The sequence below is a fragment of the Burkholderia sp. IO2 genome, from assembly GCF_029522185.1.
Lineage (GTDB): Bacteria > Pseudomonadota > Gammaproteobacteria > Burkholderiales > Burkholderiaceae > Burkholderia > Burkholderia cenocepacia.
Genome location: NZ_JAKWFH010000030.1, coordinates 52,648 through 77,602, shown reverse-complemented (window position 1 = coordinate 77,602; position 24,955 = coordinate 52,648). Strand labels below are relative to the sequence as shown.

The 24,955-nt window shown below is 61.6% G+C and carries 19 protein-coding genes and 2 pseudogenes; 7 read left to right on the top strand and 14 right to left on the bottom strand.

Going from position 1 to position 24,955, the window contains the following annotated elements:
• Window positions 1-16: 16 nt before the first annotated feature.
• Window positions 17-1,876, bottom strand: coding sequence for a cytochrome c biogenesis protein DipZ (locus tag MMB92_RS20170; RefSeq protein ID WP_062885882.1), 1,860 nt, complete (start codon window positions 1,874-1,876; stop codon window positions 17-19).
• 31 nt (window positions 1,877-1,907) lie between these two features.
• The gene (gene msrB, locus MMB92_RS20165) at window positions 1,908-2,438 is read right to left on the bottom strand and encodes a peptide-methionine (R)-S-oxide reductase MsrB (RefSeq protein ID WP_006498596.1); all 531 of its coding nucleotides are present in this window, start codon (window positions 2,436-2,438) and stop codon (window positions 1,908-1,910) included.
• Window positions 2,439-2,738: 300 nt separating this feature from the next.
• Between msrB and MMB92_RS20160 the strand changes: the two genes are divergently transcribed.
• The 4 genes from MMB92_RS20160 (at window position 2,739) to MMB92_RS20145 (ending at window position 7,359) form a co-directional block, all read left to right on the top strand.
• Entirely contained in the window at window positions 2,739-4,106 is a 1,368-nt protein-coding gene (locus MMB92_RS20160) for a site-specific integrase (RefSeq protein ID WP_062885881.1), read from the top strand.
• A gap of 182 nt (window positions 4,107-4,288) precedes the next feature.
• Window positions 4,289-5,146 carry a hypothetical protein gene (locus tag MMB92_RS20155; protein ID WP_062885880.1) on the top strand — a complete coding sequence of 286 codons (858 nt, stop codon included), beginning with the start codon at window positions 4,289-4,291 and terminating at the stop codon, window positions 5,144-5,146.
• 128 nt (window positions 5,147-5,274) lie between these two features.
• Window positions 5,275-5,634, top strand: a complete 360-nt coding sequence (locus MMB92_RS20150) for a helix-turn-helix domain-containing protein (protein ID WP_080465610.1) — start codon at window positions 5,275-5,277, stop codon at window positions 5,632-5,634.
• A 690-nt stretch (window positions 5,635-6,324) separates the two neighbouring features.
• Window positions 6,325-7,359, top strand: a complete 1,035-nt coding sequence (locus MMB92_RS20145; protein ID WP_277562890.1) for a PDDEXK nuclease domain-containing protein — start codon at window positions 6,325-6,327, stop codon at window positions 7,357-7,359.
• 16 nt (window positions 7,360-7,375) lie between these two features.
• Here the strand turns inward: MMB92_RS20145 and MMB92_RS20140 are convergent, their stop codons facing one another.
• The 8 genes from MMB92_RS20140 to MMB92_RS20105 form a co-directional block, all read right to left on the bottom strand.
• Entirely contained in the window at window positions 7,376-7,597 is a 222-nt protein-coding gene (locus MMB92_RS20140) for a hypothetical protein (RefSeq protein ID WP_277562889.1), read from the bottom strand.
• Between the two features lie 220 nt (window positions 7,598-7,817).
• Window positions 7,818-8,990 carry a HEPN-associated N-terminal domain-containing protein gene (locus tag MMB92_RS20135; protein WP_277562888.1) on the bottom strand — a complete coding sequence of 391 codons (1,173 nt, stop codon included), beginning with the start codon at window positions 8,988-8,990 and terminating at the stop codon, window positions 7,818-7,820.
• Window positions 8,991-9,373: 383 nt separating this feature from the next.
• Window positions 9,374-11,377 (bottom strand): UvrD-helicase domain-containing protein, encoded by a 2,004-nt coding sequence (locus MMB92_RS20130; protein WP_277562887.1) that lies wholly within the window; start codon window positions 11,375-11,377, stop codon window positions 9,374-9,376.
• Window positions 11,378-11,380: 3 nt separating this feature from the next.
• The gene (locus MMB92_RS20125; protein WP_277562886.1) at window positions 11,381-13,438 is read right to left on the bottom strand and encodes an AAA family ATPase; all 2,058 of its coding nucleotides are present in this window, start codon (window positions 13,436-13,438) and stop codon (window positions 11,381-11,383) included.
• Between the two features lie 873 nt (window positions 13,439-14,311).
• Window positions 14,312-15,559 (bottom strand): citrate/2-methylcitrate synthase, encoded by a 1,248-nt coding sequence (locus MMB92_RS20120; RefSeq protein ID WP_277562885.1) that lies wholly within the window; start codon window positions 15,557-15,559, stop codon window positions 14,312-14,314.
• Between the two features lie 60 nt (window positions 15,560-15,619).
• The gene (locus MMB92_RS20115) at window positions 15,620-16,012 is read right to left on the bottom strand and encodes a VOC family protein (RefSeq protein WP_277562884.1); all 393 of its coding nucleotides are present in this window, start codon (window positions 16,010-16,012) and stop codon (window positions 15,620-15,622) included.
• Window positions 16,013-16,059: 47 nt separating this feature from the next.
• Complete coding sequence (locus MMB92_RS20110; RefSeq protein ID WP_277562896.1) at window positions 16,060-17,346, bottom strand: MFS transporter; 1,287 nt, start codon at window positions 17,344-17,346, stop codon at window positions 16,060-16,062.
• 94 nt (window positions 17,347-17,440) lie between these two features.
• A complete protein-coding gene (locus tag MMB92_RS20105) occupies window positions 17,441-18,199 on the bottom strand; it encodes an SDR family oxidoreductase (protein ID WP_277562895.1) in 759 nt (252 codons plus the stop codon).
• 313 nt (window positions 18,200-18,512) lie between these two features.
• Between MMB92_RS20105 and MMB92_RS20100 the strand changes: the two genes are divergently transcribed.
• Complete coding sequence (locus tag MMB92_RS20100) at window positions 18,513-19,475, top strand: D-glycerate dehydrogenase (RefSeq protein ID WP_062911592.1); 963 nt, start codon at window positions 18,513-18,515, stop codon at window positions 19,473-19,475.
• Window positions 19,476-19,545: 70 nt separating this feature from the next.
• Here the strand turns inward: MMB92_RS20100 and MMB92_RS35290 are convergent.
• The 4 genes and pseudogenes from MMB92_RS35290 to kdgD all read right to left on the bottom strand — a co-directional run.
• Window positions 19,546-19,659 (bottom strand): annotated as a pseudogene (locus MMB92_RS35290) (gamma carboxymuconolactone decarboxylase); the annotation flags it as partial.
• A gap of 307 nt (window positions 19,660-19,966) precedes the next feature.
• Window positions 19,967-20,343, bottom strand: a pseudogene (locus tag MMB92_RS20095) (ATP-binding protein); the annotation flags it as partial.
• 10 nt (window positions 20,344-20,353) lie between these two features.
• Window positions 20,354-21,706: an MFS transporter gene (locus MMB92_RS20090; protein WP_059541780.1), complete on the bottom strand. Its 1,353-nt coding sequence runs from the start codon at window positions 21,704-21,706 to the stop codon at window positions 20,354-20,356.
• Window positions 21,707-21,798: 92 nt separating this feature from the next.
• Window positions 21,799-22,716: a 5-dehydro-4-deoxyglucarate dehydratase gene (gene kdgD, locus MMB92_RS20085; protein ID WP_027791957.1), complete on the bottom strand. Its 918-nt coding sequence runs from the start codon at window positions 22,714-22,716 to the stop codon at window positions 21,799-21,801.
• Window positions 22,717-22,923: 207 nt separating this feature from the next.
• Here kdgD and garD point away from each other — a divergent pair, with 207 nt between their 5' ends.
• Window positions 22,924-24,513 (top strand): galactarate dehydratase, encoded by a 1,590-nt coding sequence (garD, locus tag MMB92_RS20080; protein WP_059542986.1) that lies wholly within the window; start codon window positions 22,924-22,926, stop codon window positions 24,511-24,513.
• A gap of 128 nt (window positions 24,514-24,641) precedes the next feature.
• Window positions 24,642-24,944, top strand: a complete 303-nt coding sequence (locus tag MMB92_RS20075; RefSeq protein WP_200061104.1) for a hypothetical protein — start codon at window positions 24,642-24,644, stop codon at window positions 24,942-24,944.
• Window positions 24,945-24,955: the final 11 nt, after the last annotated feature.

Below are 24,955 nucleotides of genomic sequence, written 5' to 3'. Positions count from 1 at the left end.
GCGGTGGCGCGCGCAATCAACCGAACGTGAACGCGTACGCATCGACGCCCGGATCGAGGAACTCGATCGCGAACGTGCGATCGGCGATCGCGCCCGGCTGCCGGACGAGCTGGTACAGGCGCTGGCCGGTGACGGTGCCGTAGCCTTGCGCATCGACGTCGGCGCCATGCGCGGCCCCGGGCGCCGCGCCGTCGAGCGTCACCCGAAAGCGCACGGGCCGGCCGTTCGCACCGGGGCCGAGCACGAGGTGCAGGTCGCGCGCATGGAAGCGGTAGACGATCCGGCCATCCGGTGCGGCCAGCGACGCGCGTTCGGCGCCGACGTTCCACGTGCCCGCGAGACCCCAGCCGTTGAGATCCGGGCTGCCCGGCGCGTCGTAGCGGTGCGCCGCGTCGCGCACGACGCCGCCCGGCGACGCGAAGCTTTCCGCGCGCGCATAGCCGACGTAGGTTTCGGGCGAACGGACGTCCGCGCTGTCGGCGGCGGCGAGCGCACCCTTCGCGGGCGCGCCGGCGAGCCCGAGCGGCACGTTCAGCGCGTCCGGATGGCCGGCTTCGGCGAGCAGCGACTGGATCGCGCGTTCGGACTGTGCGTATTCGCCTTCGCCGAAGTGGTGATGGCGGATCCGCCCTTGCGCGTCGATGAAGTAGTGCGCGGGCCAGTATTCGTTGTTGAATGCGCGCCAGATCGCATAGCCGTTGTCGATCGCGACCGGGTAGTCGATGCCGAGGTCGTGCACGGCCTTCTTCACGTTGCCGATGTCGCGTTCGAACGCGAACTCCGGCGCGTGCACGCCGACCACGACGAGTCCGTACGGCGCGTACTTGCGTGCCCAGGCGGTCGTGTACGGCAGCGTGCGCAGGCAGTTGATGCACGAATACGTCCAGAAATCGACCAGCACGACCTTGCCGCGCAGGCCGGCCGCCGTCAGCGGCGGCGAGTTCAGCCACTGCACCGCGCCGTCGAGCGACGGCAGCGTACCTTCGACGGGCAGCGCGGCCGCGGTCGCGCCGGCCGCGCGCATCATCGCGCTGCCGGCCATTGCAGCGCCGCCGGCCTGCGCGCCATCCGTCGCGGCGGCCATCATCGCGCCGCCCGTCGCGTTGTCGGCGGCGCCGGTCGCCGGCGTTGCCGCCGGCGCGCCGTTCGAGCGCCCGCCGAGGCGGTCGACGAGCTTCGTTTCGAGCCCGCCGGTGGTGACGGTCGACAGCTGCGCCAGGGCGCCGGTGTCGAGGCCGAGCGCGATCGCGCCGACACCGGCCAGCAGCGCCGCGCCGATCCCGCGCCGGATCCATTCGCCGGCGCCGAGCGAGCGCTTCATCGCGGCGAACACCTTGCCGCCGATCACGAGCGCGACGCCGAGCGAGGTCGCCGCGCCGGCCGCATACGCGACGAGCAGCAGCGTCGTGCCGACGCTCGCGCCGCGCAATGCGGCGCCGGTCAGCACGAGACCGAGGATCGGGCCCGCGCACGGCGCCCACAGCAGGCCCGTCGCGACGCCGAGCAGCAGCGACGACGCCGGGCCGGCCGGGCGGCCGTCGCGTTGTGCGAATCCGGTGAGCCGGTTGCCGGCGGCGACCAGCGGGCGCGTCAGGTGTTCCGCGAAGCGCGGCATCAGCAGCGTCAGGCCGAACACCGCGAGCAGCACGATCGCGATCCAGCGGCCGGCCTGGTTGGCCTGCGCGACCCAGCCGCCGCCGACGGCGGCGAGCGTCGCGACGACGGCGAACGTGAGCGCCATGCCGGCGAGCAGCGGCAGGCCGGTGCGCACGAACGGCTGGTCGGCGCGCGCGAACACGAACGGCAGCACGGGCAGGATGCACGGGCTCAGGATCGTGAGCACGCCGCCGAGATAGGCAAGGACGATGAGCAGCATGATGCGTTCTCCAGTCGGTCGGGGGGCCGGATCAGGCGGCAGCCGGGTGGAAGGCGAGCGCGACGCCGTTCATGCAGTAGCGCAGGCCGGTCGGCGCCGGGCCGTCGTCGAACACATGGCCGAGATGGCCGCCGCAGCGGCGGCAGTGCACTTCGGTGCGGACCATCCCGAACGACGCGTCGGTGTCGGTGCCGACCGCGTGGTCGAGCGGTTTCCAGAAGCTCGGCCAGCCCGTATGGCTGTCGAACTTGGTGGCCGACGAGAACAGCGCGAGGTCGCAGCCGGCGCACGCGAACGTGCCGGGCCGGTGCTCGGCGTTCAGCGGGCTGCTGTACGGCCGCTCGGTGCCGGCTTCGCGCAGGACCGTGTATTGGGCGGGCGTGAGCCGGCGATGCCATTCGGCGTCGCTGAGCGTGATCTCGAACGGGGCGGCCTTGGGCGAGCCGGCGGGCGGCGCGGCGAACGCGCGGCCGACCAGCGCGCGGCGGCCGGCGGACGACAGCGCCGCGAGCGCGGCGAGACCGGTGGCTCCGGCGAACAGCAGATGTCTGCGGGTGGGCATGATGGGCTCCTGGAAGCAGGTCCTGAAAACATGCGCCCATCGTAGGCAGCGGCCGGTGTCGAAGTCCTCACGGAAAGTTAAATGAATTGTGATTATTTTCCGGGTGATCCGGCCAAGTCCGACGAAATCCGTCTGAGCCGCGTCGGATAAGGGTTTGCGGGGAATCGGTGGTCCGCCCAATTCCGCGGAAATCCCGCACGAGCCGCAACTTTTTAGTGTCTTTTTAGTGTTCGTGGCGTGGGGTAGGCTCTGCTGAGGATGCGCGGGCCGATCGGATCACGATATCGATGGAGGGCGATCATGGGGGCATTGACGGTCAGGCAAATCGAAGCTGCGAAGGCGACCGGAAAGCGGTATTTCCTGTCGGATGGGCGTGGACTGTTCCTGCGCGTGGGGCCGGCCGGCGGGAAATCTTGGTTTGTTCGCGTCAGTATCAATGGCAAGCAATGCGATAAGCCGCTCGGCAAGACGTGGGCGCGCTCGACGACCGATGCGCAGTTATCGCTAGAGGATGCGCGCGCAGCGGCTGCGACGATTCGTTCACACGCGCGCGACGGCGTGGACTACCTCGAAGCGAAGAAGCGTGAACGCCAGGCCAAGGTTGAACAAGCGGTGACGGCGGACCTCACATTCGGCGACTTATTCGATGCGTGGTTCGCGACGGTCAACAAGAAGCGCGGCAAGAAAGGCCGAAAGGATGGCGGTAAGTCGCTTCGAGCTGCGATGGAAAAGCATGTGCTGCCGACTCTTCGTGCTCACCGGATCGCAGGCGTGTTTGCGTCGAACGTTCTGCCGCTGCTTACCGCGATTTCCGATGTGGGATACAACCGCCAAGCGGTCGAGATGCTGATAACCATCCAACAAATGATTCGATGGGGCGAGCGTAATCAGCCGTGGAAGCGCTTGTTGATCGATTGCGATGTGCTTGCGCTTGCAAAAGAGGATGTTGTTTCAGGCGATTACGATCCGGTGCGTGGCAACGAACGCGATCGGACGCTTACGGACGACGAAATCTGCATGCTCGGTGAACTGATTCCGGCCGCTCGGCTTCCATGCTCCATTGCGTCAGCGGTATGGGTGATGCTCGCTTGCGGAACGCGCGTCGGCGAAACAGTCGTGACGCGATGGACCGATCTTGACTTCAAGGCACGGACGTGGACCATCCCAAAGGAACACACGAAGTCGAACACGGCGATCACAATTCACCTTTCCGATTTCGTCCTCGCGCAGTTTGCGGCGCAGCAGGTCGTGCGCGCCGGCGTGCCGGAGGGCGACGCACGGCGCGATTATGTGTTCCCGTCGGAAAAGGGTAAGCTGCCGCACGTCAGCATCCATACGACCTGCGGGGCTATCCGTAATCGGCAACGCCCAAAGGATGCGCCGACCGAGGGTCGCACGAGGGCAACCGATGCGCTCACTGTCCCGGGGGGGCAATGGAAATGTCACGACTTGCGTCGGACGTGCGCAACGATGATGCAATCGCTGGGCATTCCGGAAAGCATCGTGCATCGATGTCTGAACCACGCACGAAACGATCCGCTTGATCGGATCTATCTGCAGTTCGATTATGACGCGCAGATGCGCGACGCTTGGCGGCGATGGGGTGACCGCCTGTCGGTACTAGTTGGCACGGGTACGGAAAACGTACGTTTTCTGTTCTCACCCTAATCGGGGAGGGCATCTCCGCAGAGGGAAGGAGGAAGATGTAACCCTGATAATACGACTTGTCACGGTTATAAGTCCGTCGTCGGCACTCCGACGTCCGCGGTTGCTGGGGGGCGGCGACTCCGCAGGCTACAATCGACGGCATTCAGCCTTGATCGAACCGTAATAAGAATCGGGAGCAACCCGTGACCGTCCTCGCCATCGATAATCAAACGCTCGCAGATACAATCGAGCGTGCACAAGCGTTCTTGGCCACGCAGCCGCAAAAAAGGGCAGCCGACAATTGGTGTCGCTACTTGCGCGACGATCGCGATAGCCGCACCTTTTTCGACGCGACGCCCATGACGCAGTCGACGGTATTCGGAGTGAAGGTGGCCGAGGCGGTCGCGAGAGCGTATTTGGCGTGCGTCGAGGGGCAAGAGGCTGAACTGGCTCCGACTGTTGCCCAGGTCAGAAAGCTGCAGGCTTCGGCTTCTGCCTTTGAGGCGGACCTTGATTCGGCCGGGTCATGGGTCATCGGCGATCGGACGGATCCGGCTTTTCGCGAACCACTTAGCCGTATTTGTGCCGCACCTTCTCGCGTGCCGCCGCGATCGGCGGGCCGGTTGCCGCTGGGAGATCGACGGGCATTTGTTCTCCACCTTGCCCGTTCGTTGTACGTGCTTAGCTCAAGTTTCCCGACGAAATTTCTGATGGTGGCTACGGTTCTTGCTTGGGAGGAGACGAGCGATCGCACGATTCGCTCGATTCTCACACCCGCTGTGAGGTCGACGATTGCCGCTCAGGCCGCTTCCGAAAGAGTGGCGGGTATCGCCAGCGAAAATGCGACTCACCATCTGATCAGCCGGGTCAGCGTGAATCCAGTATCGACTCCGTTGATTGGGGGCGACAGTAGGTCAGACGGCGAGAAAATCGCAGAGGCGTTGCGGTTGCTCCGGTCGCTCACCGATCCGACTGCCGCAACCGTCACGGTGGCGACATTGATGGAGCTCGCAGACGAGTTTGGCATCGCGCCCGTACAGCTTGAACAGCCGGCCGGATGAATTACCTAGGCTTTTGACATCAATTTCTTCCGGACGCTTTCCCCCTCCCGAGCGGAGAGATTGACGTAGCAGGGTTTGCGGGATGCTAGGCGAACATTGTGTCCATGCTCACAACTAGAAGGAAAAGCATGGCACGAGTTGATGCAACTACGATGGCGACGGCACTGAGGGTGATTTTGGCTCGACAACCTGGCAATAGTGCGAGCCGGCAGCGCGAACGCTTGCTTCAGGCTTTCTCTGCTTTCGGTCGTGTTACTACCGTGGAGGCAATGCGCTTCCTCGACATCCTCGATCCTCGTGCACGTGTGTGCGAGCTGCGTAAACGCGGGTATCAAATCGCAACCGTAACGGTCGCCCGTGCGAGTGAAAGTGGCGTGACGCACGCGGTCGGTGACTACGTGCTGCTCTCCACCGCACCGCGTGCGGCGGCGCTTCGCAATGATGGTGACTGGGTGCAGATGGATCTTCCCATGATCTATCCCGGATAGTTTATTGGGGCCCGACACCTTGTCCGTTGGCGAGTGACTCAAACGAGATTGCACTTGCACTGCCAGCGCGGGTGAACCGTACCGTGGCGCGGGTAGCGCGCCTACTTAAAGCATGTCGCTGGCGGGCATCGGCAGTTTCTACATAGAAACTTTAGGAATCGAGGGAGGTTGTGCGTGGTTGTCCGAGTGAAACTGTCGGGCTACTGAAGCGAGCAATTCCGAGGGCCGGCGGGGAAGGGGAACATAGTAAGGGCTATGTTACCCTTCATTTCTGGACATAAGCAAAGCCTCCGCGTGCGAGGCACCGTGGCCGAGGACGGTAACCCCCGCGCCGCGGCGATCGAAAAACGCTGCCGCCGCCGTCTCGGCGCCCCTGTATTTCTGGTGCGGGAGGCGATGTGCCGGTGGGCGGGTTCATTGGGCATTGCATCACCCGCGGGCCGGGAGGTTCTTCGACCCGAGCCGGGCGACTGGAGGGTGGCTTCTTCTCTGGCGACGCCGAAGCTCAATTGCGAGCACCCGTAACTAGCGCGGGGGAGGGGAGGGCTTCGGCGGGAAGATGGCTGGATTCTCTCCGCGGTGCGGAGAGAATTGGGGGAGCGCCCAGCAGGGTTCCGCCGTTGCTGAGATTCCGGTAACGTGGCCACTGCTGGCGCGCGCCGGCGCGCCGATTCCTCCATTCCCAACAACATGACCGAACTCGTCCCCGCATCCCTCTTAACCGACATCCGCCGCATGATTGATTCGGCGCGCGCCCGGGCGGCCGCCGCCGTCAACGCAGAACTGACCCTAATTTATTGGCAGGTTGGTCGTCGCATTCGAGATGATGTGCTGGGCGGGGAGCGCGCGGGCTACGGACAACAGATCCTCCCCGCGCTCGCACGACAACTGCGAGCTGAGTACGGCCGGGGTTGGAGCGAGCAGCAATTGCGCCACTGCATCCGCGCGGCCGAAGTGTTTCCGGATGAACCAATTCTCTCCGCACTGCGGAGAGAATTGAGCTGGACCCATCTGAAGATGTTGATGTACGTCGACGACCCGCTCAAGCGCGACTTCTATATTGAACTCTGCCGCCTGGAGCGCTGGTCGTCGCGGCAGTTGCAGGAGCGGATGCAGTCGATGCTGTTCGAGCGCAGCGCGCTATCGAGGCAACCCGACGAAGTGATCCGGCGCGAGGTGGCGCACCTGCGCGACGCGCAGCAGATGACGCCCGATCTCGTGCTGAAAGATCCCTACATACTCGACTTTCTCGGCCTCAACGATCACTACCTCGAGCGCGATCTCGAAGATGCGATCCTGCGCGAGATGGAACAGTTTCTCCTGGAACTCGGCGCCGGCTTTACATTCGTCGCGCGCCAGAAGCGGCTGCTGATCGACGACGACGACTTCTATCTCGACCTGTTGTTCTACAACCGCAAGCTCAAACGCCTTGTCGCGATCGAACTGAAGCTCGGTTCCTTCAAGGCTGAGTACAAGAGTCAGATGGAGTTGTACTTGCGCTGGCTCGCGAAGCACGAGCAGGAACCGGATGAAGCGCCGCCGATCGGCATCATCTTGTGTGCGGGAAAAAAGCAAGAGCAGATCGAATTGCTTGAACTTGGCAAAAGCGGGATCCACGTCGCAGAGTACCTCACGGTGCTCCCGCCACGCGAGACCCTGCAGGCGAAGCTGCACCAATCAATCGCGGTGGCACGGGCACGGCTCGACGAAAAGCAGGAGTCATGATGACAGGCCGACATCATCAGAACGAATGTCTGGGCTCGTAAGATTGCACTATCGAGCGACTTTCCTGGGGATACCGTTTCGCCCAGTCCATGAAATTTTCCGGATCGCCTTCGATGGAAAAGAACGCCAAGCCGCGGAGTTCCGCGCTCTTCAGCGTGACATCGACTAAACCTGCCGCTGTCCTGACGACGGAGTGCGGCATAACCCAGACTACGGTCCATTCGTCGGGATGCAGCATGAGGAACCCGCGTACGACCTGATCTCCGTGCTGGATAACCTAGGCATCCGCGTTCGCGCGGCATTGGGCAGACTCCGCCTGCGTAAAGGCTTTTGCCGCGAGAGGTTCGCCTTTGCGATCGCGCAGCCAGCGGGCAACTGCGCCATCCACCGCAGTGAGGTATTCGGATTCTGTCATGTCAGTGCTTGCTGCAAATATGCGGCAGAGTGTGTGCGCATGGTCAGCGGCCGGCCCGGACATACCGCACTCCATGATAGGTAGCCCGGTAACGATCCTCCGGAAACACGACGAGATTTTTGCCACCTGCTTTGACGGCACTGGGGTAGATCAAGCCAGCCAACCTGGTGTCTTTGCCAGCGTCAAACACTTGGGCGAGGTACTCGCAGACCACCTGCGAGGGAACATAGTCGATGTGCTCGCGCCCGTCCTTGGTGACGGGGACACTGATGGTCTCGACAAATTCGTGTATGAACAAGGCCTTCTCGCGCGCATCCTTCCGTTCTAGGTCGAACACTGACGGCATAGAGGGTAACGCAGTCAGATCGATGACTGTGAGGTTCCTTGTCAAGGTAAATGCGGCCGTAAAGACGGTCCGACTCGATCGCTCCGGGACACCGATCTCACGCCGGGCGGTGGCCTTGTCAAACGATATATAGAGATAGGGGATGCCGGCAGGATTCATGCGTCCTGCGGTCGTAAATGCCTTCGGTGGTGGGCCCATCTGTTCGGCGGTTGGCTCCCACGTCTGGCCACGATGACGTATGCGGGCGCGGTACGCCTCCGTCCCTGCCGCGAGCGTGCGAATGGCTGGGCGCAGATGTTCAGCAATCGCCGGGAGCACATCGGCGATGTCAATGTCATAAGGCGATTCGGCTTCACGTGGGGTATTGGCAAAATGAAAGCGCGTCTCGTGCTTGACCGTGTAACAGAACAATTTCCAGGCACTGGAAAGCATTTCGTGCAGGTGACTGCCGGCCCAGTGACCGTCAGCAGCGGGGACAAAATAGTCACCGTTTGCCTCAGCCTCGATTACAGCATCCTCGAAATCAGGATGACCGCTGAAATCAAGCTGATCCAATACGTCATCGACACTGATCGATGGAATGATGAAACCGCCGTCGTACGGTACTCCTCCCGAGGCGGGTTCGCAGTAGTAAGTGTGTATCGTGTCGAATATCGCCTTCATCACCACCTCGGCCTCGGCAGCAATGTACTCAGTGCCGTGACGCTCGCAGTAATCGCAGGTTTTAGAACTGACGTTGTCTTGAATCAGCGCTTTGAGATAGGCATCGTCCACGCAGTCAGCACACACGTAGGTATCGGGTGCCGACCAGCCGCGCTCCTGTGCATCCATCCATGCAGTCTTGGCCAAACCCATATCGCCTCCTTTCATGATTATCGTCCGGTGGATATGCCGCCGGGCGTCGCCAGCGTTGACTGCCTGGGTTACGTCGTCATAGTAGAACGCGGATGGTGAGATCTTCCATCATGCCGACGTTGCTCATGGCGAATTGACTCATTTAGTGAAAGCTGCAAATATCTTTGCCGCCGACATGCGTCAGCGGACGATTGCAAAAACGAAGACTTTATCGCGTTCCACTTTTATATTTTTCGATCAAACCGAGCTGACCCTGACCTGAGCAGGTGCACGCAACATCACGCAGGATGACCGGTAGCGTCCACGCGATGACGGGTCAGATGAACCGGGAGAGGGCGGTCGCTCTGGTACGGATACGGTGCGGTCTTTTAAGAGACGGTGGAGAACATGATGAGGGACTAGACCTGTACCTGCGCATCTGAGCAGCAATCAATGACAGTCCAACCTCGCCCCATGAGCATGTCGAGTTCCCCATGTCCAAACGCGTCCTTCCGCATCGCCAAGCACAGCAGATGGGTCGGCCGAGTCATGGCGACGTAATGTAGCTTGAGCCGCCCAAGCATTCGCGTGCCTTCAGGGATCTTCCGGCCTCTGGCGTTTGTCGAAAAGCCGCCCGACTTCATGCCCAGCAACCAGGGCTTGAGTTCACTTAGATGATGTGCGTGGTAGAAGCTGTCGAGGACGAGTGTCGCCGTGTGCGTTTCGCCCTTCACAGCATGGATCGAGCTCAGCCGAATGTGTACCTGCGGGGCGTCGGCCGGATAAGCAAACAAATTGTCGGTGCGCGCGGCAATTGCGGCTTCGGCCTCATCTACGGCTTGAGCCTGCGGCGGTGCTAAGAAGGCGGCAACATCTTCGCCAAGCACCTCTGCGCCGCTAAGTTGCCGGATCACCGCCTCGATATGGGCTTGTGCTGCCGCTGCACAGAGCGCAGGGGTGATATCGCCTAGATGCGTCAGGATGATCTCCTGCAATGCGAAATATTCGTCTCTTGCATCGCTGTCGCCAAGCATCTCGACCACCCGACGATGAGGCGATTTCCGTACGCTCGCCCCATATGGGGCGCCGGCAAGCTCGCTTGCAGTGAGGAGCGCCGCCGCCACGGCGTTGATAAGTTTGCCCGTGTTTGCGCTGCCAGCCATCTCAAAACGAGCCCGCGCAAGGTATTGTGCGAAGCTGCTCGGCGTGGACTCTTTCCGAACGCATCCCGGGTCGTAACTCGGCGCATAGTGTCCCATCGCTCGCGGGATGCGATCGTCGTCTCCGGGTTCGTGAACCGCGGCCACCGCAGTGAACACTCCATTTTTCAGCGCAGTTGCGTCGAAGCTATCCAGCAGATGCTGGCCATAGCGCTCCAGCACTCTCTGGACTGACCCGTCATCGAAAAGGAAAATTACTGACGCCTTAGGATCGGTGCTGAGGTGATCCGGTGGACCGGCGCCGATTAGCGCGTGCGGCGTGACGCCCAGTCCCTTTACTTGATCTGCAAGATTCTGCCCAAAACGGTAGCTGCGTGGCATCGGATGTACAACGGCGCCTGGAAACTGGTCCGTTGTGGCGCCGCTCTGGCCGGCGCTTCCATAGATGGCCTGGTTGGAGTCGCCGAAACGTTGACGGCGCGACGGCGCGTCGCCACTGCAAAAGATGCGATGCAGCAGCGCGGATTGTGCCTCGCTGTTGTCCTGCGCCTCGTCGATGAATACCAGCGGAAAGCGCCGACGTAGCATTGGAATCGTCTCAGGATGCCGATCAAGCAATTCGCAGGCCCATACAAACATTTCGTCGAAGCAGAAATATCCCAGTTCGCTCGACCGGCGACGCGCATCGATGATCGCTTGATATGTAGGCGTCTGCGGTCCGAATCGGCCTGTCTTTCCCCCACCATAGTCAATCTGGTCGTAAATCAGGCAAGTCTCGCCCAGATTTGCCTGCTGCAAAGCCCAACGCCGATTCGCGGGCAACAGGCTCCACCGCTTCGCGACCGCAATCCTCGTATCGATGCAGCGCACTTCGATTCCTTTCGACCGGAGCCAAGGCAGCGCGAGATACTCGTTCACAAACGCGTGGATCGTGCCGACGAAGTGCGGATAGCGTGTTAAAGAGACGCCCGCCGCGGAACTGCTGAGCTTCGCGCTGATCTCGTTGCGCGCCGCGTTAGTATGCGACAGCACGCAGATGCCCTGTTGACGGCTTGGCCAGCGCATCGCCAGCACTGCGAGTTTTGCGACCAGCAAAGTCGTCTTCCCACTTCCCGGGCATGCCTCAAAGTCGATTGTGTCGAGTCGCAACATTGCTCGGAGTCGGCTGTCATCACCCTCGACAGTCGCAAATCCCGCCGGGCCAAGCCCCATCAATACTGCTGCCCAGGTAACGTCTTCCTCACGGATTAAATCGTCGTACATCACTCAGGCCCCCGGTGCCGGCGCCATTACTGGCGCGTCCAGCTCTCCGGCCACGCCGCCTGCGAGCGGCGGTGCGAACGGCCCGGTGACATGCTCGATAGCCGCAACGATGTAGGGCGGCAGCAACGCGCGCAAGCTATTGGCATTGAGGTTATTGTCCGCAACCTCCTTTTCCAACAGTTCCGCAAGATATTGCGCGCCGATCGCCTTTGAGGCTCCATCAGCCTCAAACAGCGCATAGACATGTGAAGCGAGCGTCGAGGGATCATGGCCCGCGTCGGTCAGCGCTTGATAGGCTACATCAGCGGCGGCGAGGATGACGGCTTGCTCGGCAGTGCCGGCATTGAGGCGGTCATTGGCTAGCGCCAGCGTCCCTGCGCGGTAGACGTGCTTGCTGAGACCACAGAATGCGAGATCAAATTCAAGCGTCCATTCGTCAGCGACGAACGTCTCCACCTTTTGGCCCGAGGCCTTCTCCCGGCGTTCGGCTCGCCGCTGTTCGAGCTGTTCGCCCGGAAAATCGTCCTTAATCCGCCATTGCCGCTTTGAGGGAGGTCTTAGAGGGATCGGTTGCCCGATCTCCAGCTTGCCGACAATCCAAGGTGCATTGTTGGGCATCACGTCCATGTCGGTAATGCAGGCGACGGGAATGTTAACGACCCCATCCTTCTCGACGTCTTCGCGCATGAATACGCGTGCATATCGGCCGAGCCCAACACCGCCGACATTAACCACGGAGACACCATGATGGTGGAAATCGCGGTCAAGTAACCTCGCTATGACGGGCAGGAGGATGTTTTCTGCATCCCCCTCGACGATCATCACTGCGCGCGCGAAGAACAAGTTTGCCTTTGTCACGTCGAGGAAGCGCTCGAGAAATCGATAGTCTGATGCGCTGAGCTTGGTTTTTCCCCCACATAGAGGGAAAGCCCGCCCGCCTTCAATCAATACGAGCCTGTCGAGTTGTAGGTCCGAAGCGAGATTGGCACTGTGGGTTGTAACGATGATTTGGATGCGCTGTCCGTCGGAACGCGTCTTCTTTGCCTGTGTCTGCAGGAACGACATAAGTTGCAACTGCCGCTGCGGATGGAGATGTGCCTCGGGCTCTTCGATCAGCAGCAACGGAAATCCGTCGCTTTCAGTAGCGAGCAGCAGAAGCTCGCATGCCATGAACAGCAGGTTGTTTGAGCCGAGTCCGCGACTGTGCCCGCTTTCGGCGTCAGGCGACGCGGTCAGTACGAGCTCAAGCTTCTCAAGTAACTGCCGCAATCTGAGGCTGTCCTCCTGCGCGCCTGCTACGCCAATCCGTGCATTCAGCATATCGTTGGCGAACGAGAGGGGCTTCAGGTACTCATCATTGAGCCGCTTTCGAGCTTGCCTAATGCCTTCGCTCTCTCCAAGCAGATGAGTCGCATAGTCACCGAGGCCCAAAACACTCAACGTCGTCGGGTCGGGTGGCGGATCGGCAAGCTTGTCGAAAGGGTTTCCCGTGTCGCGGATTTCAGTGGTGTGCTGGAGGATCTGGGATAGTCGCGATCCTCGCCCAGAGCTCATTGCCCGCTCGGCGTCGCGCAACGGCCGCAGATACGTCGCCGTCAGCAGCGATCGTGCCCCCAGATCGAGCAATGGGCCGTCTCCCTTGGCACCCGTGCGCCACTCAGGCGGAAGCACCCGGCGGGAGCTGCCTTCCTTGGTGTTGCGTTTCGCAACCCAGGTCACGATCAGCACGGTATTGGTTACCTCGGCTACCGTCTCATACGTGAGGAACTCGGCAAACGCGCCTCGATCAGTGGTGGTGAGGCCTCTGAAAGTCAGACGGATGATGATTTCGTCGGCACTTGGACCCTCGGGGGTGGGCCGATGAAAATCAAGTGGATCCACCCGCAGCACGTCCTGGTCACGCGTGCCGACCACCAAACGTAGCGCGTCGATGACCGCTGTCTTGCCAGCATCGTTCTCGCCGACCAGTGCGGTAAGTCCCGGGGACAGTGGTAGCACGAGCGCGTTGTTATTGGCACCAAACAGCCGGAAGTTCTCGATTCGAATTTCTGCGATATACACAGTGGCGTCCCTGCCGCGTAGAGTCCTACCGATAGGTTAATCCAATGACACATCCGAGAGACTAAAAATTACCCGGAAATTTTAACCGATCATTGGGGGTGCAATAGGCCGGAATAGAATTTCAGGTGTGTCTAGCGAACGGTAATCCTTCGCTTTTGACGCGAGTCGAAAGTAGCGTTTCTGTTGCGGCCATGAGCCCCTGTTTCGGCGCCGTGGCGGCCAGACCCATGTTAGAGCGCTCGTGATTGTATTGCCACGTCCATTCGGTTGCGACGTGTTTAACATGCACGGTCGTCCGGTTCGTATTGCGACACATATCCAACATGGTTGGTGAGTAGAGGGCGGGACGCCGTTTTCGCCACACAAGCTGATTTCATCGACTCAGATGACCAGAGAAATCATGCGACTGCGGAGATCAGTGCGCTGCTGGTCGTGTCTGGTCCCTTAGCCGAGGACGATGTGTAGGCGAATGAGTCTGGCAATGCGTTGCTTACTTTTTCCAAACGCTCGCGCATCGTCGTCAAGCCGGATGGCATTGTCCGCGAGGCGGTCACCAAACCCGCGTCCGAACGACTGATTTGTATAGGAGCCGACCGGTTGAATCCGCCGTCGTTCACTGTCGATCGCATCGCGGATGAACCGCCATTCACTGTCGCGTGCAGTTCCCGGCATCGGAATCAACGCGACCGCAAGATAGTGGAACCTTATCACTATGCTGCGATTGCCTGCTCAAAACTCAGATTTCGCACAACGCATGACTGCCACTGCCGGCGTCGCAGGGGAGTTGACGCCGGTCTTCGTGAGTCGCGGCCGATGAAAACTTTTCATTGCAAACGGTGGCGCGTTCAATTCGGTCTACGATTGTCACGCGAGTTACTCCACCACCTTGAAAAGGCGGTTCTTGTTGATCATGCCGACTTTCGTCTGTTTGCCGTCGTCGTCAGCAGCGGGCCGCAGATGCCGATCGTCGAGCGTCGGCCCCGTATAGCGGCTGCGCGGCCGGATCACCTTGCCGACGCGCAGCTGTTCGATGCAGTGTGCGAGCAGTCCGACGCTGCGCGCAATCGAGAACAGCCCGAACGCCGCATCGCGCGGCAACTGAAGCTGCACCGACAGCATCGCCATCGCGACATCGATGGTCGGCCGCTGGCCGGTGAGCGTCGTGACCTTGTCGACGAAGTGCGCGAGTTCCGTCGGCGGATCGAGCCGCGCAAGCAGCGCGGCCGCGCGCGGATCGCCGTCGGGGTAAAGATGATGGCCGAAACCGGGAATCGGGATTGCGGACTTCAGGTGATGATCGACGACGCGCTCGGCACCCAATCGTTGCACATCGTCGAACACTGCGCGCACGCGTCCCGACGCGTCGCCGTGCAGCGGCCCCGACAACGTCGCGAGCCCCGTCAGCAGGCAGCCCGCGAGCGACGCGCCGGTCGATGCGGTGATGCGCGCGGCGAATGCCGAACTCGTGATCTCATGATCGGCGACCAGCACCATCGCGCGGCGCAGCAGGTCTGCGCCATGGCTGTCGAGGCCCCAGCCGGCCGCGAGCCGCTGATGGGTGTGAAGCGGGCTTGCGCCGGCGTCGTCGTGCGCGCCGAACGCGCGCGACACGATCGCAACGAGCTGCCCGGCCTCGATGTGCAGCGCGCTGTCGAGCCGGCCGAGCGTCGAATGGCCAAACGCGGCCAGCGTCGCGAGCATCGTGAACGCACATTGCCGGTCGCGCTCGCCGGGCGGCAGCACGATCACCGGCGCGTCGAACGACACCGGCGCGGTGGCCTGCCAGAGCAGCGAAGCCGTTTCCTCGAGCGTCGCGCTCTCGGCGAGTTGAATGCTGTCGCGGCCGCGATACCACGCGCGACCCTTCGAGAACGTGGTGATGCCGCTATAGATGCACGGCTCGGCGCCGAAGATCGTGCTGGCCGCGAGCGCCGCTCGCTTGCGGCCGACCTGTTTCTTGCGGCACAGCGCGACCACATCCTCGGCCCGATACAGGCTCTTGCGCGGATCGTCGGGATCCTGCATCACGGCAATGCTGCCGCGGCTGGCGTACGCGTAGACGGTCTGCGCCCGCACGCCGAGCCGCCGCGCTGCTTCCGTCAGGGTGATCCAGTTCTGCATGGGGAGTCGTGATGAGGATGCGGCCGGTGCGCGGCCGCTTGCGCCGACTATAGACCGGGTTCAGTTGAATGTCATCTCGGCCGGGCGCCGCTCGAGCACCTCGACGAGGATGTCGCCGGGCGCGCGCACGAAACAGCCGCGCACGCCGGGGCGGATCCGCGTGACGGGCTGGACGATCTCCGCGCCGTTGTCGACCAGATGCGCGTAAGCCGCATCCAGATCCTCGACCAGCACGCCAAAGTGGTCGATCCCTTGCATGCGCGCGCCGTCCGGCACGATCGCCGGACACGCGTCCGGCAGCGCCGTGATGAAGAGGTTGATCGCCCCGATCCGCAGGTCGACGCGGCCGGGGCGCCGCACGATTTCGGCGTTCAGGCAGCGCGCGAACCACGCGGCGGTGGCCTCGGCATCAGCCGAGCAGAGTTGCAGGTGATCCCATTTGAATTCGATCATGGTCGTGTGCGGTACGTGCAGTGGAGCGTAAAAGGGGGCGAACCGGGTCAGAGCTCGATACGCGACAGCTTGCCGAGCAGCACCGAGTACGACAGCGTGCCGAGGAGGCAGATCGCACCCATCAGGATCAGCGCCCAGAAAAAGTTGCCGGTGTGCTGCGTCACGTAGCCGATCATCAGCGGCGTGGTGACGGCTGCGATATTCGCGGCGAGGCTCGTGATGCTGCTGGTGAGCCCGACATAGCGTTTCGGCGCGATCTCGGACACCGCCGCCCACGACATCGAGCCGATTCCCTGTGCGAAGAACGCGACGGTCAGGATCGCGATCACCAGCGCGTTCGAGTGCACGAAGTTGACGAGCATGATCGATGCGCCGAGGAAGGTGCCGATCACGAGCGGCGCCTTGCGCGACGACGACATCGATACACCGCGCCGGATGCAGAGATCGGACAAATAACCCGCGATAAGGATCCCGAGCGTCGCGCCGATGAACGGCATCGCCTGGAAGAAACCGACCTTGATCATCGACATGTGCCGTTCCTCGACAAGGTAGGTCATGAACCAGGTCGTGAAGAACACCAGCAGCGTGTTGTTGCAGAACTTGCCGAGACAGATCGCGAGGATCTGCCGATAGCCCAGCAGGCGCAGCGCCATGCGCCAGTCGAACCGGTCGCGCGCCGTCACTACCGGCTGCCCTTCGGTGATGTACTGCAGCTCGGCCGCGTTGACGCGTGGATGGCGCGACGGATCGCGATAGAGCCGGTACCAGACGACGCTGAACAGAATGCCGAACGCGCCGGTCGCGAAGAACACGGCGCGCCAGCCGAATGCCGACGAGATCCACAGCAATAGCCCGGTGAAGAGCGGCGTGCCGATGTACTGACCCATCACGTACACGCTCGTCGCGAAGCCGCGCTCCTGGACCGGGAACCACATCGTCACCGCGCGCGCGTTCGACGGAAACGCGGGCGCTTCGAGCGCGCCCATCGCTAGCCGAGAGCCGAGCAGCATGTGGTAGCCATGCGCGAGCCCTTGCGTCACCGTGGCCAGCGACCAACCGACGAGCGATAGCGCATACGCGACGCGCGAGCCGAGCAGGTCGGCGAGAGCGCCAGCCGGCAGCAGCGCGATCGAGTAGGCGAGGCCGAACACGGCGAACAGCTCGCCCATCTGCACGCGGGTAAGCGCGAGATCCTTCGACAACGCCGGCGCGACGATACCGAGCGCCGAGCGATCGACGTAGTTGAGGACGGTGGCCACCAGCAGCATCGACAGCACGCCGTAGCGCACCCGCGATCGCCTGGCGGCGCCTGCGTGCGCGTCGAACTCGCGCATGACCGAAACCTGTTCTTCAGCGGTTTTCAATGTTGTCTCCTGTTTTGTGATGGTTGTGCTGGTGAACCTGTCGTGTGCGCCGGCGCGCGTCCGGTCAGCCGCGTCCGACGAAGGGCATCGCGCTTGCCATGATCGTCATGTTCAGAATGTTCGCTTCGAGCGGCAGGCTCGCCATCTGCACGATCGCGTTCGCGACGTGCGCAACGTCGACGCGCGGCTCGGGCGCGATGCGGCCGTCGGCCTGCAGCACGCCGTTGTTCATCCGCTCGGTCAGCGACGTGGCGGCGTTGCCGATATCGATCTGGCCGCACGTGATGTTGAATGGCCGCCCGTCGAGCGCGAGCGAACGCGTGATGCCGAGGACCGCGTGCTTCGTGGCCGTGTACGCGATCGTGTTCGGGCGCGGCGTGTGCGCGGAGATCGAACCGTTGTTGATGATGCGGCCGCCTTGCGGCGTCTGGCGCTTCATCTGGCGCCACGCGGCGCGGGCGCACAGGAACACGCCGGTCAGGTTGGTGGCGACCACGTCGTTCCAGAACTCAAGCGAATAATCGTCGAGCGGCACGGCGCCCGCGTTGCGGCCCGCGTTGTTGAACAGCACGTCGAGGCGGCCGAAGTCATGCGCAATCCGCGTGAAGCTCGCATCGACCGATGCCTCGTCGGAAACGTCGGTCGGAATGACCGCGGCCACGCCGCCTGCCCGCTCGACGATCTCCTGCGTCGCGAGTAGTGGATCAATGCGCCGGCCGAGCAGCGCGACGCTGAAACCGGCTTGCGCGAGCGCTACCGCCGCTGCCTGTCCGATTCCGGTGCCGGCGCCCGTCACTGCCGCGATTCTTTTCTCTGCCTGCATTTTCACGCCCTCGTCTTCAGTCCGTTGAACATGCAAAAAGCATTGCGCGGCGACGATTTCGCAGCAATCTTGATTCTTTCAATCAACATCAACCGCCCCGTCCCGACGGGCTGGCGTCAGGGTTTTCCTGAGCTCGCGACTGCGCCGTTCGCGCGCCGGCACGGCATCGCGCATAGCAGAGGACATGATCGGAATCGGTCGATTATCCGGTCGCTCAATGCCGCGCGGACATGTTGATCGAACCAATCAATATTGACCTGCGCCGACTGCGCTTCGTAGGCTGTGTTCCGTTTTCCGACCCAAGGACGAGACCATGCCTGACAACAATCGCACCCGCCTGTTGGTTGCGCGACGCGTTCCCGCCGCAGTCGCCGCACGCGCAGAATCCGAATTCAACGCGTATGTAACGGACGCCGACATGGACGCGTCGTCCGTCGTCGAGTTCTGCAATCGCTACGAGACGCCGGCGGTGCTGATCGGCAAGAAATCGGGGCTGCAGGCCGAGCACATCGCAGCATTGCCACCGAGCGTGAAGATCATCGCGAACGCGAGCGCCGGGTACGACCACATGGATGTCGCCGCCGCACGCGCACGCGGAATCGCGGTCAGCAACGCCCCCGATGCGCTGACCGACTGCACGGCCGATTTCACGATGCTGCTGGTGCTGGCCGCGTGCCGGCGTGCATCGGAGTACGAGCGTATCGTGCGCGCGGGGTGGGGAAAGTCGTTCGGCATGACCGACATGCTCGGTACGCGCGTGAACGGCAAGACGCTCGGAATCGTCGGTTTCGGGCGGATCGGCCGTGCGGTCGCGCAGCGCGCGCGCGGCTTCGGGATGAAGATCGTCTATACCGACCGACGTCCCGCACCGCCCGAGATCGAGGCCGGCGCGCGCTATTGCGCGGATCTCGACACGCTGCTCCCGCAGTGCGACATCCTCACGCTGCACGTGCCCGGCGGCGGCACGCCGTTGATGACCCGCCGCGAATTCGGCTTACTGCGCGAAGGTGCCGTGTTCGTGAATGCGGCACGCGGCAGTCTCGTCGACGAGGATGCGCTTTACGATGCGTTGACGTCGCATCGGCTGTTCGCCGCGGGGCTCGACGTTTACCGGAGCGAACCCAACATCGATCCGCGCTTTGCCGCGCTCGACAATGTGTTTCTGTCGCCGCACATGGCGAGCGCGACCGTCGAGACGCGCGACCAGATGGGGTTTACCGCGCTCGACAACGTCGCGGCGGTGCTTGACGGGAAGGGGGCGCCGAACGCGCTGTGATGCCGGCGGGCGCGAGCACTCGCCCATGCCGGGGTGTCCGATGACGGAACCCCCGGCTTCAACCGCGTCGTTACTTCAACACCCCCTCCGCCACCAGCACCTCATGCGCGGCCTTGAACGCGCTGAGACGATGCGGAATACCCGAATAGGCGGTCGCATGCAGCAGGGTCGCATTTATTACGTCCAGGGGAGTGACGACGGACGCCCTAATGTCGAGTTGCGATAGAGCTTCCGCCTTGGTCTCGCCTGATGCGCCAAACCATGCCGCCGCTCGGGCCTGTCAGGAATTTTGTGTTTAAGGCATAACATGCTCCCAAGGAGAGTTTATGCCTCGCAAACCGAAAGCCCAGCCGGCGGCTCTGCCGGCGATTCCGGCCGAGTTGCTCGAGCAGTTCGGCAACGGTCCGATGACGGCCGAAGCCATCAACGCCGCGACGCTGGCGTGTTGATTTCCACTGGATCTTGACCCACCCCGAGACAGCGTAGTACATCTATTCCGGTGTGGATAACTCCTCACTGCCTGCTGCTTTGCTGCTCTCTTTCTGGTTGCCTTCGCCTTGGCAGGACTGGACTTGAAGCGCCAGGATTCATTGCCTGTTTCGACGATGTGGCAGTGATGGGTGACGCGGTCCCGCAGCGCCGTCGTCATCTTTGCGTCCCCGAACACGGTCGCCCACTCACCGAAGCTGAGGTTGGTGGTGATCGCGACACTCGTGTGTTCATACAGCTTCGAGAGCAAGTGGAACAGCAATGCGCCACCGGTTTGGCTGAACGGCAGGTAGCCCAGTTCGTCGAGGATCACCAGGTCGACGTACATTAGCTTATGGGCGATCTCGCCTTGTTTGCCGATGGACTTCTCCTGCTCCAGTAACTTTGGACTAGTCGTGACTAAGCTCTACGCGCTTGATCTCTTTAACGATGACGAGATAACAGAACACTGTAATCAGCGCATTGGCACCTACAAAAGCCAGGGCGCCGTTAAACGAGCCACCAGACTGTGCGACGAGATACCCGATCACAATGGGGGTGACGATACCGGCAACGTTGCCAAACATGTTGAAGATCGATCCAGACAGGCCAATCGCTTCCTTGGGTGAGGTGTCTGCGACCACAGCCCATCCAAGTGCACCCAGACCCTTCCCGAAGAAGGCAAGCGACATAAGGGCAACGACGACCCAATCGGTATTGACGTAGTTGCATCCGACGATGCAGCACGACAGCAGCATGCCGCCAACGATCGGCGTCTTTCGTGCGACGGTGAGCGAGCGACCATGTCGTATAAGTGTGTCCGACAACACGCCACCGAGAACGCCGCCACCGAACCCGCAGATGGCCGGCAGGGAAGCGATGAGCCCTGCCTGGAGGATAGTCATGTGCCGGGCCTGAACGAGGTAGATCGGAAACCACGTCAGGAAGAAATAGGTAAGCACGTTAATGCAGAATTGTGCGAGATACACGCCGAGCAGCATGCGATTGCCCAGCAGTTGCCGCACAACGCCCCAGCCACCGCGATGACTGCGCGAACCGGCGTCGGCTAGTTTTCGGCCGTGAATGAGGCCACCGCCCTGGTCAATATACTCGAGCTCCGGTTTATTGACGCCCGGATGGTTCACCGGGTTTTTCATGACCTTGAGCCACGTTATTGCCAGCAGCAGTCCGGCAAAGCCCATGACGACGTAGACGTAATGCCAGCCGAAGGCGTGGGTAATCCACGCCATCAGCGGAGTAAACACGACAGCTGCGAAATATTGCGCCGAATTGAAGATAGCGGAGGCAGTACCGCGTTCCTTTGTAGGAAACCAGCTCGCTACGACCTTGGCATTTGCAGGGAACGCCGGCGCCTCAGCGGCCCCCATGACAAAGCGCAACATGAATAGCGTGGTTACCGCTGCTGCGGCGCTCCCTGCCAGGCCGATCGAGCTTTGAAGCAATGTAAAGAGAGACCAGAGGAAGATGCTCGCGGCATACACTCGGCGTGCTCCGAAGCGATCGAGCAGCCAGCCGGCTGGAATCTGACAGAGAACATAGGCCCAGCTAAATGCGGAAAAGATGTATCCCATCTTGACCGCATCGAAGCCGAACTCTCCCCGCATTGCAGATCCGGTGACCGACAAGGTCGCGCGATCTGCGTAGTTCAATGTCGTGATGACAAAAATAAGGGCCAGAATGACGTAGCGGACCTTCGTACGCTTGAGTGCGTCCGCGGGATTTGCCGTGCGGCTCATTTCCATGACGATCTTCCTCTGTTTAAAGCGAGCGGGGTGCCTGTGTCGCTGTTGGGCATAACTGCGCGGCTAGCCCCGCCTGTCTCCTCGTGGCGTGCTTACTGCGCGCCGAGCTTTTTGATCAAAGCGTCGAGCTGGCTCAGTTCTTCGTCGTTGAGGTCCGTGAGCGGAGCGCGAACCGGGCCGGCATCGTGGCCAACGAGCTTTGCGCCCGCCTTGACGATGCTGACTGCGTAACCCGCACGGCGATTACGGATTGCGAGGTAAGGAAGGAAGAAGTCGTCAATCAGCTTTCCAATCGTTGCGTGATCGTCCGATGCGATTGCACGATAGAAGTCCATGGCGGTCTTCGGAATAAAGTTGAAGACGGCGGACGAGTAGACCGGAACGCCGAGGGCCTTATACGCGGCTGCATAAACTTCAGCCGTCGGCAGGCCGCCGAGATAGGAAAACCGCTCACCCAGGCGGCGACGGATCGTCACCATGTTTTCGATGTCGCCGACACCGTCCTTAAACCCGATCAGATTCGGACAGCGATCGGCGAGGCGCTCGAGCATGTCAGCGTTCAGCTTCGAATTGGCCCGGTTATAGATGATCACGCCCAGATTGGGCACTGCCTTGCACACTTCCTCGGCATGCGCTGCGATCCCGTCGAGCGAGGCCTCCGTCAGGTAATGCGGCATCAGGAGGATGCCCTGCGCGCCATTGCGCTCCGCTTCTTTCGCGTACTCGATGGCAACGCGCGTCGGACCACCCGCCCCTGCGAGGATTGGCACCTTGCCCTTGCAGACTTCGGTCGCCGTACGGACGACGGCTGTGTAGTCATCACGCGTAAGTGAGAAGAATTCGCCCGTGCCGCCCGCTACGAACAGTGCCGTTGCGCCGTAAGGCGCGAGCCAGTCGAGGCGGCTTGCGTACGTATCGGCGCGGAAATTGCCCTGTTGGTCAAAGTCCGTGACCGGGAAGGAGAGGAGGCCGTCGGAGACGATTTGCTTGAGTTCTTGCGGAGTGGTCATGATGGGGCGTTCCAAGAAATTCGGTTCGGTTTCGGTTACTGCTTATATGTTATCGTACAACTAGGCTTTCGGCTGAGCAACGGGAAATGGCGGTTTTCAGAGATTTCCCAGGGTAAATAGGTATCCAAAAAGAGGTTGTACGTTGTATGATGACGTAGAACTAAGCAGGGTCATTGGGCGAACCCCGCCGCTCAGAGGAAGATGCAAATGGAACAGACACCGCTTTATATTCGCGTGCACCCCAATGACAACGTCGCGATCGTTGTCAATGACGGGGGGCTGGGGGAGGGAGCGACTTTCCCAGATGGTCTGGCACTTCGCGAACGGGTGCCGCAAGGCCACAAGGTCGCGCTGAAGGATTTCGCTGAGGGCGATGAGGTCGTCCGGTACAACGTTGTAATCGGGTATGCGAGCCAGGCGCTGCCCAAGGGAAGCTGGGTGAACGAGCACGTCATTCGGATTCCAACCCCTCCCGGCCTCGACGATCTTCCGATCGCGACCATCAAGGCGCCGGTTATGCCGCCTCTGGAGGGTTACACGTTCGAGGGCTACCGCAATAGCGACGGTTCGGTCGGTACACGCAACATTCTTGCGATTACTACGACTGTTCAGTGTGTTGCAGACGTCGTTCAGCATGCCGTGACCCGGATCAAGAGCGAACTGTTGCCGAAATATCCGAATGTCGATGACGTGGTCAGCCTCGGGCACACATATGGATGCGGGGTTGCGATTGACGCTCCCGATGCAATGGTGCCGATCCGTACAGTACGCAACATCGCGCTCAATCCGAACTTCGGCGGAGAAGTCATGATGGTGAGCCTTGGTTGCGAGAAACTGCAGCCCGAGCGTCTGATGCCTCCCGGGACGATTCCTATTGCGACTGTTACGGAAGCGGATGACGTCGCGGACGTCGGTGACCTGCCTTCGGACGTGAATGGTGACGTCGTGGTGCTGCAGGACGACGCCCATGTCGGTTTTGAATCAATGATCGAATCGATCATTCGGATGGCTGAAGGTCATCTGATCCGGCTGAATAGCCGGCGCCGGGAAACCTGTCCGGCTTCAGACCTGGTATTGGGCGTTCAGTGCGGTGGCAGCGATGCCTTTTCTGGCCTGACCGCAAACCCGGCAGTTGGTTTCGCCACCGATCTTCTCGTGCGCGCGGGTGCCACGGTCATGTTCTCGGAGGTGACCGAGGTGCGCGATGGTGTCGGTCAGCTCACAGGGCGCGCCGCTAATCCCGAAGTTGCCGCTGCGATCATTCGGGAGATGGACTGGTACGACAACTATCTGAAGCGCGGCGGAGCGGATCGTAGCGCCAACACGACGCCGGGGAACAAGAAGGGCGGGCTGTCGAACATTGTCGAAAAGGCGATGGGCTCGATCATCAAGTCCGGCAATTCGCAGATATCTGGCGTACTCGCGCCGGGCGAAAAGGTCAGGCAAAAAGGGCTGATCTACGCTGCGACACCCGCGAGCGATTTTATTTGCGGCACGTTGCAGGTGGCAGCCGGGATCAATCTGCACGTTTTCACAACAGGCCGGGGTACGCCGTATAGCCTCGCCGAGGTTCCCGTCGTCAAGGTCGCAACCCGTTCGGACCTGGCACGTCGCTGGCACGACCTGATGGACGTGAACGCAGGCACGATCGCGACCGGTACTGCAACGATCGAAGATGTGGGCTGGGAGTTGTTCAAGCTGCTGCTCGACGTCGCGAGCGGACGCAAACAGACGTGCGCTGAAAAACTGAAGCTCCATAACGCTCTGGTTCTCTTCAATCCTGCGCCGGTGACCTGATCGCCGCTCGCTGCGCTGTTGTTGGACATCGCCGGCAACGCACCGGCCGATAAAAACCAATGAGATATGGACAGCCGACTCGCGCCTGGACCGGCTAGCCTTTCGTAGACATCTTCGAGCCATAATTTATGGCAGCCGAGGAGGTCGATATGAGCGGCAAGCGGTACACGGATGAGTTCAAGATCGAAGCAGTCGAGCAAGTCACCCTGCCCCTGCCTCGTTGCCACGTACAGCATGTCATGCAGCAGCGCGTAGGGTTGCGTCAGCGTCTGGCCTCAGGGCTCGTCGTCCAACTTTTGGTCGCGTTCAGTCATTGCAGGCATGGCCGATTGACTGGTGGCGCGCGGCAACAGGCGACCGGAGAATCGTTGGAAGGCTGCCTGCTGAACGTCGTCCGGGGGCCGGCCCGGCCCCCGGGTACTTCCGCGTGAGATCCACGTGC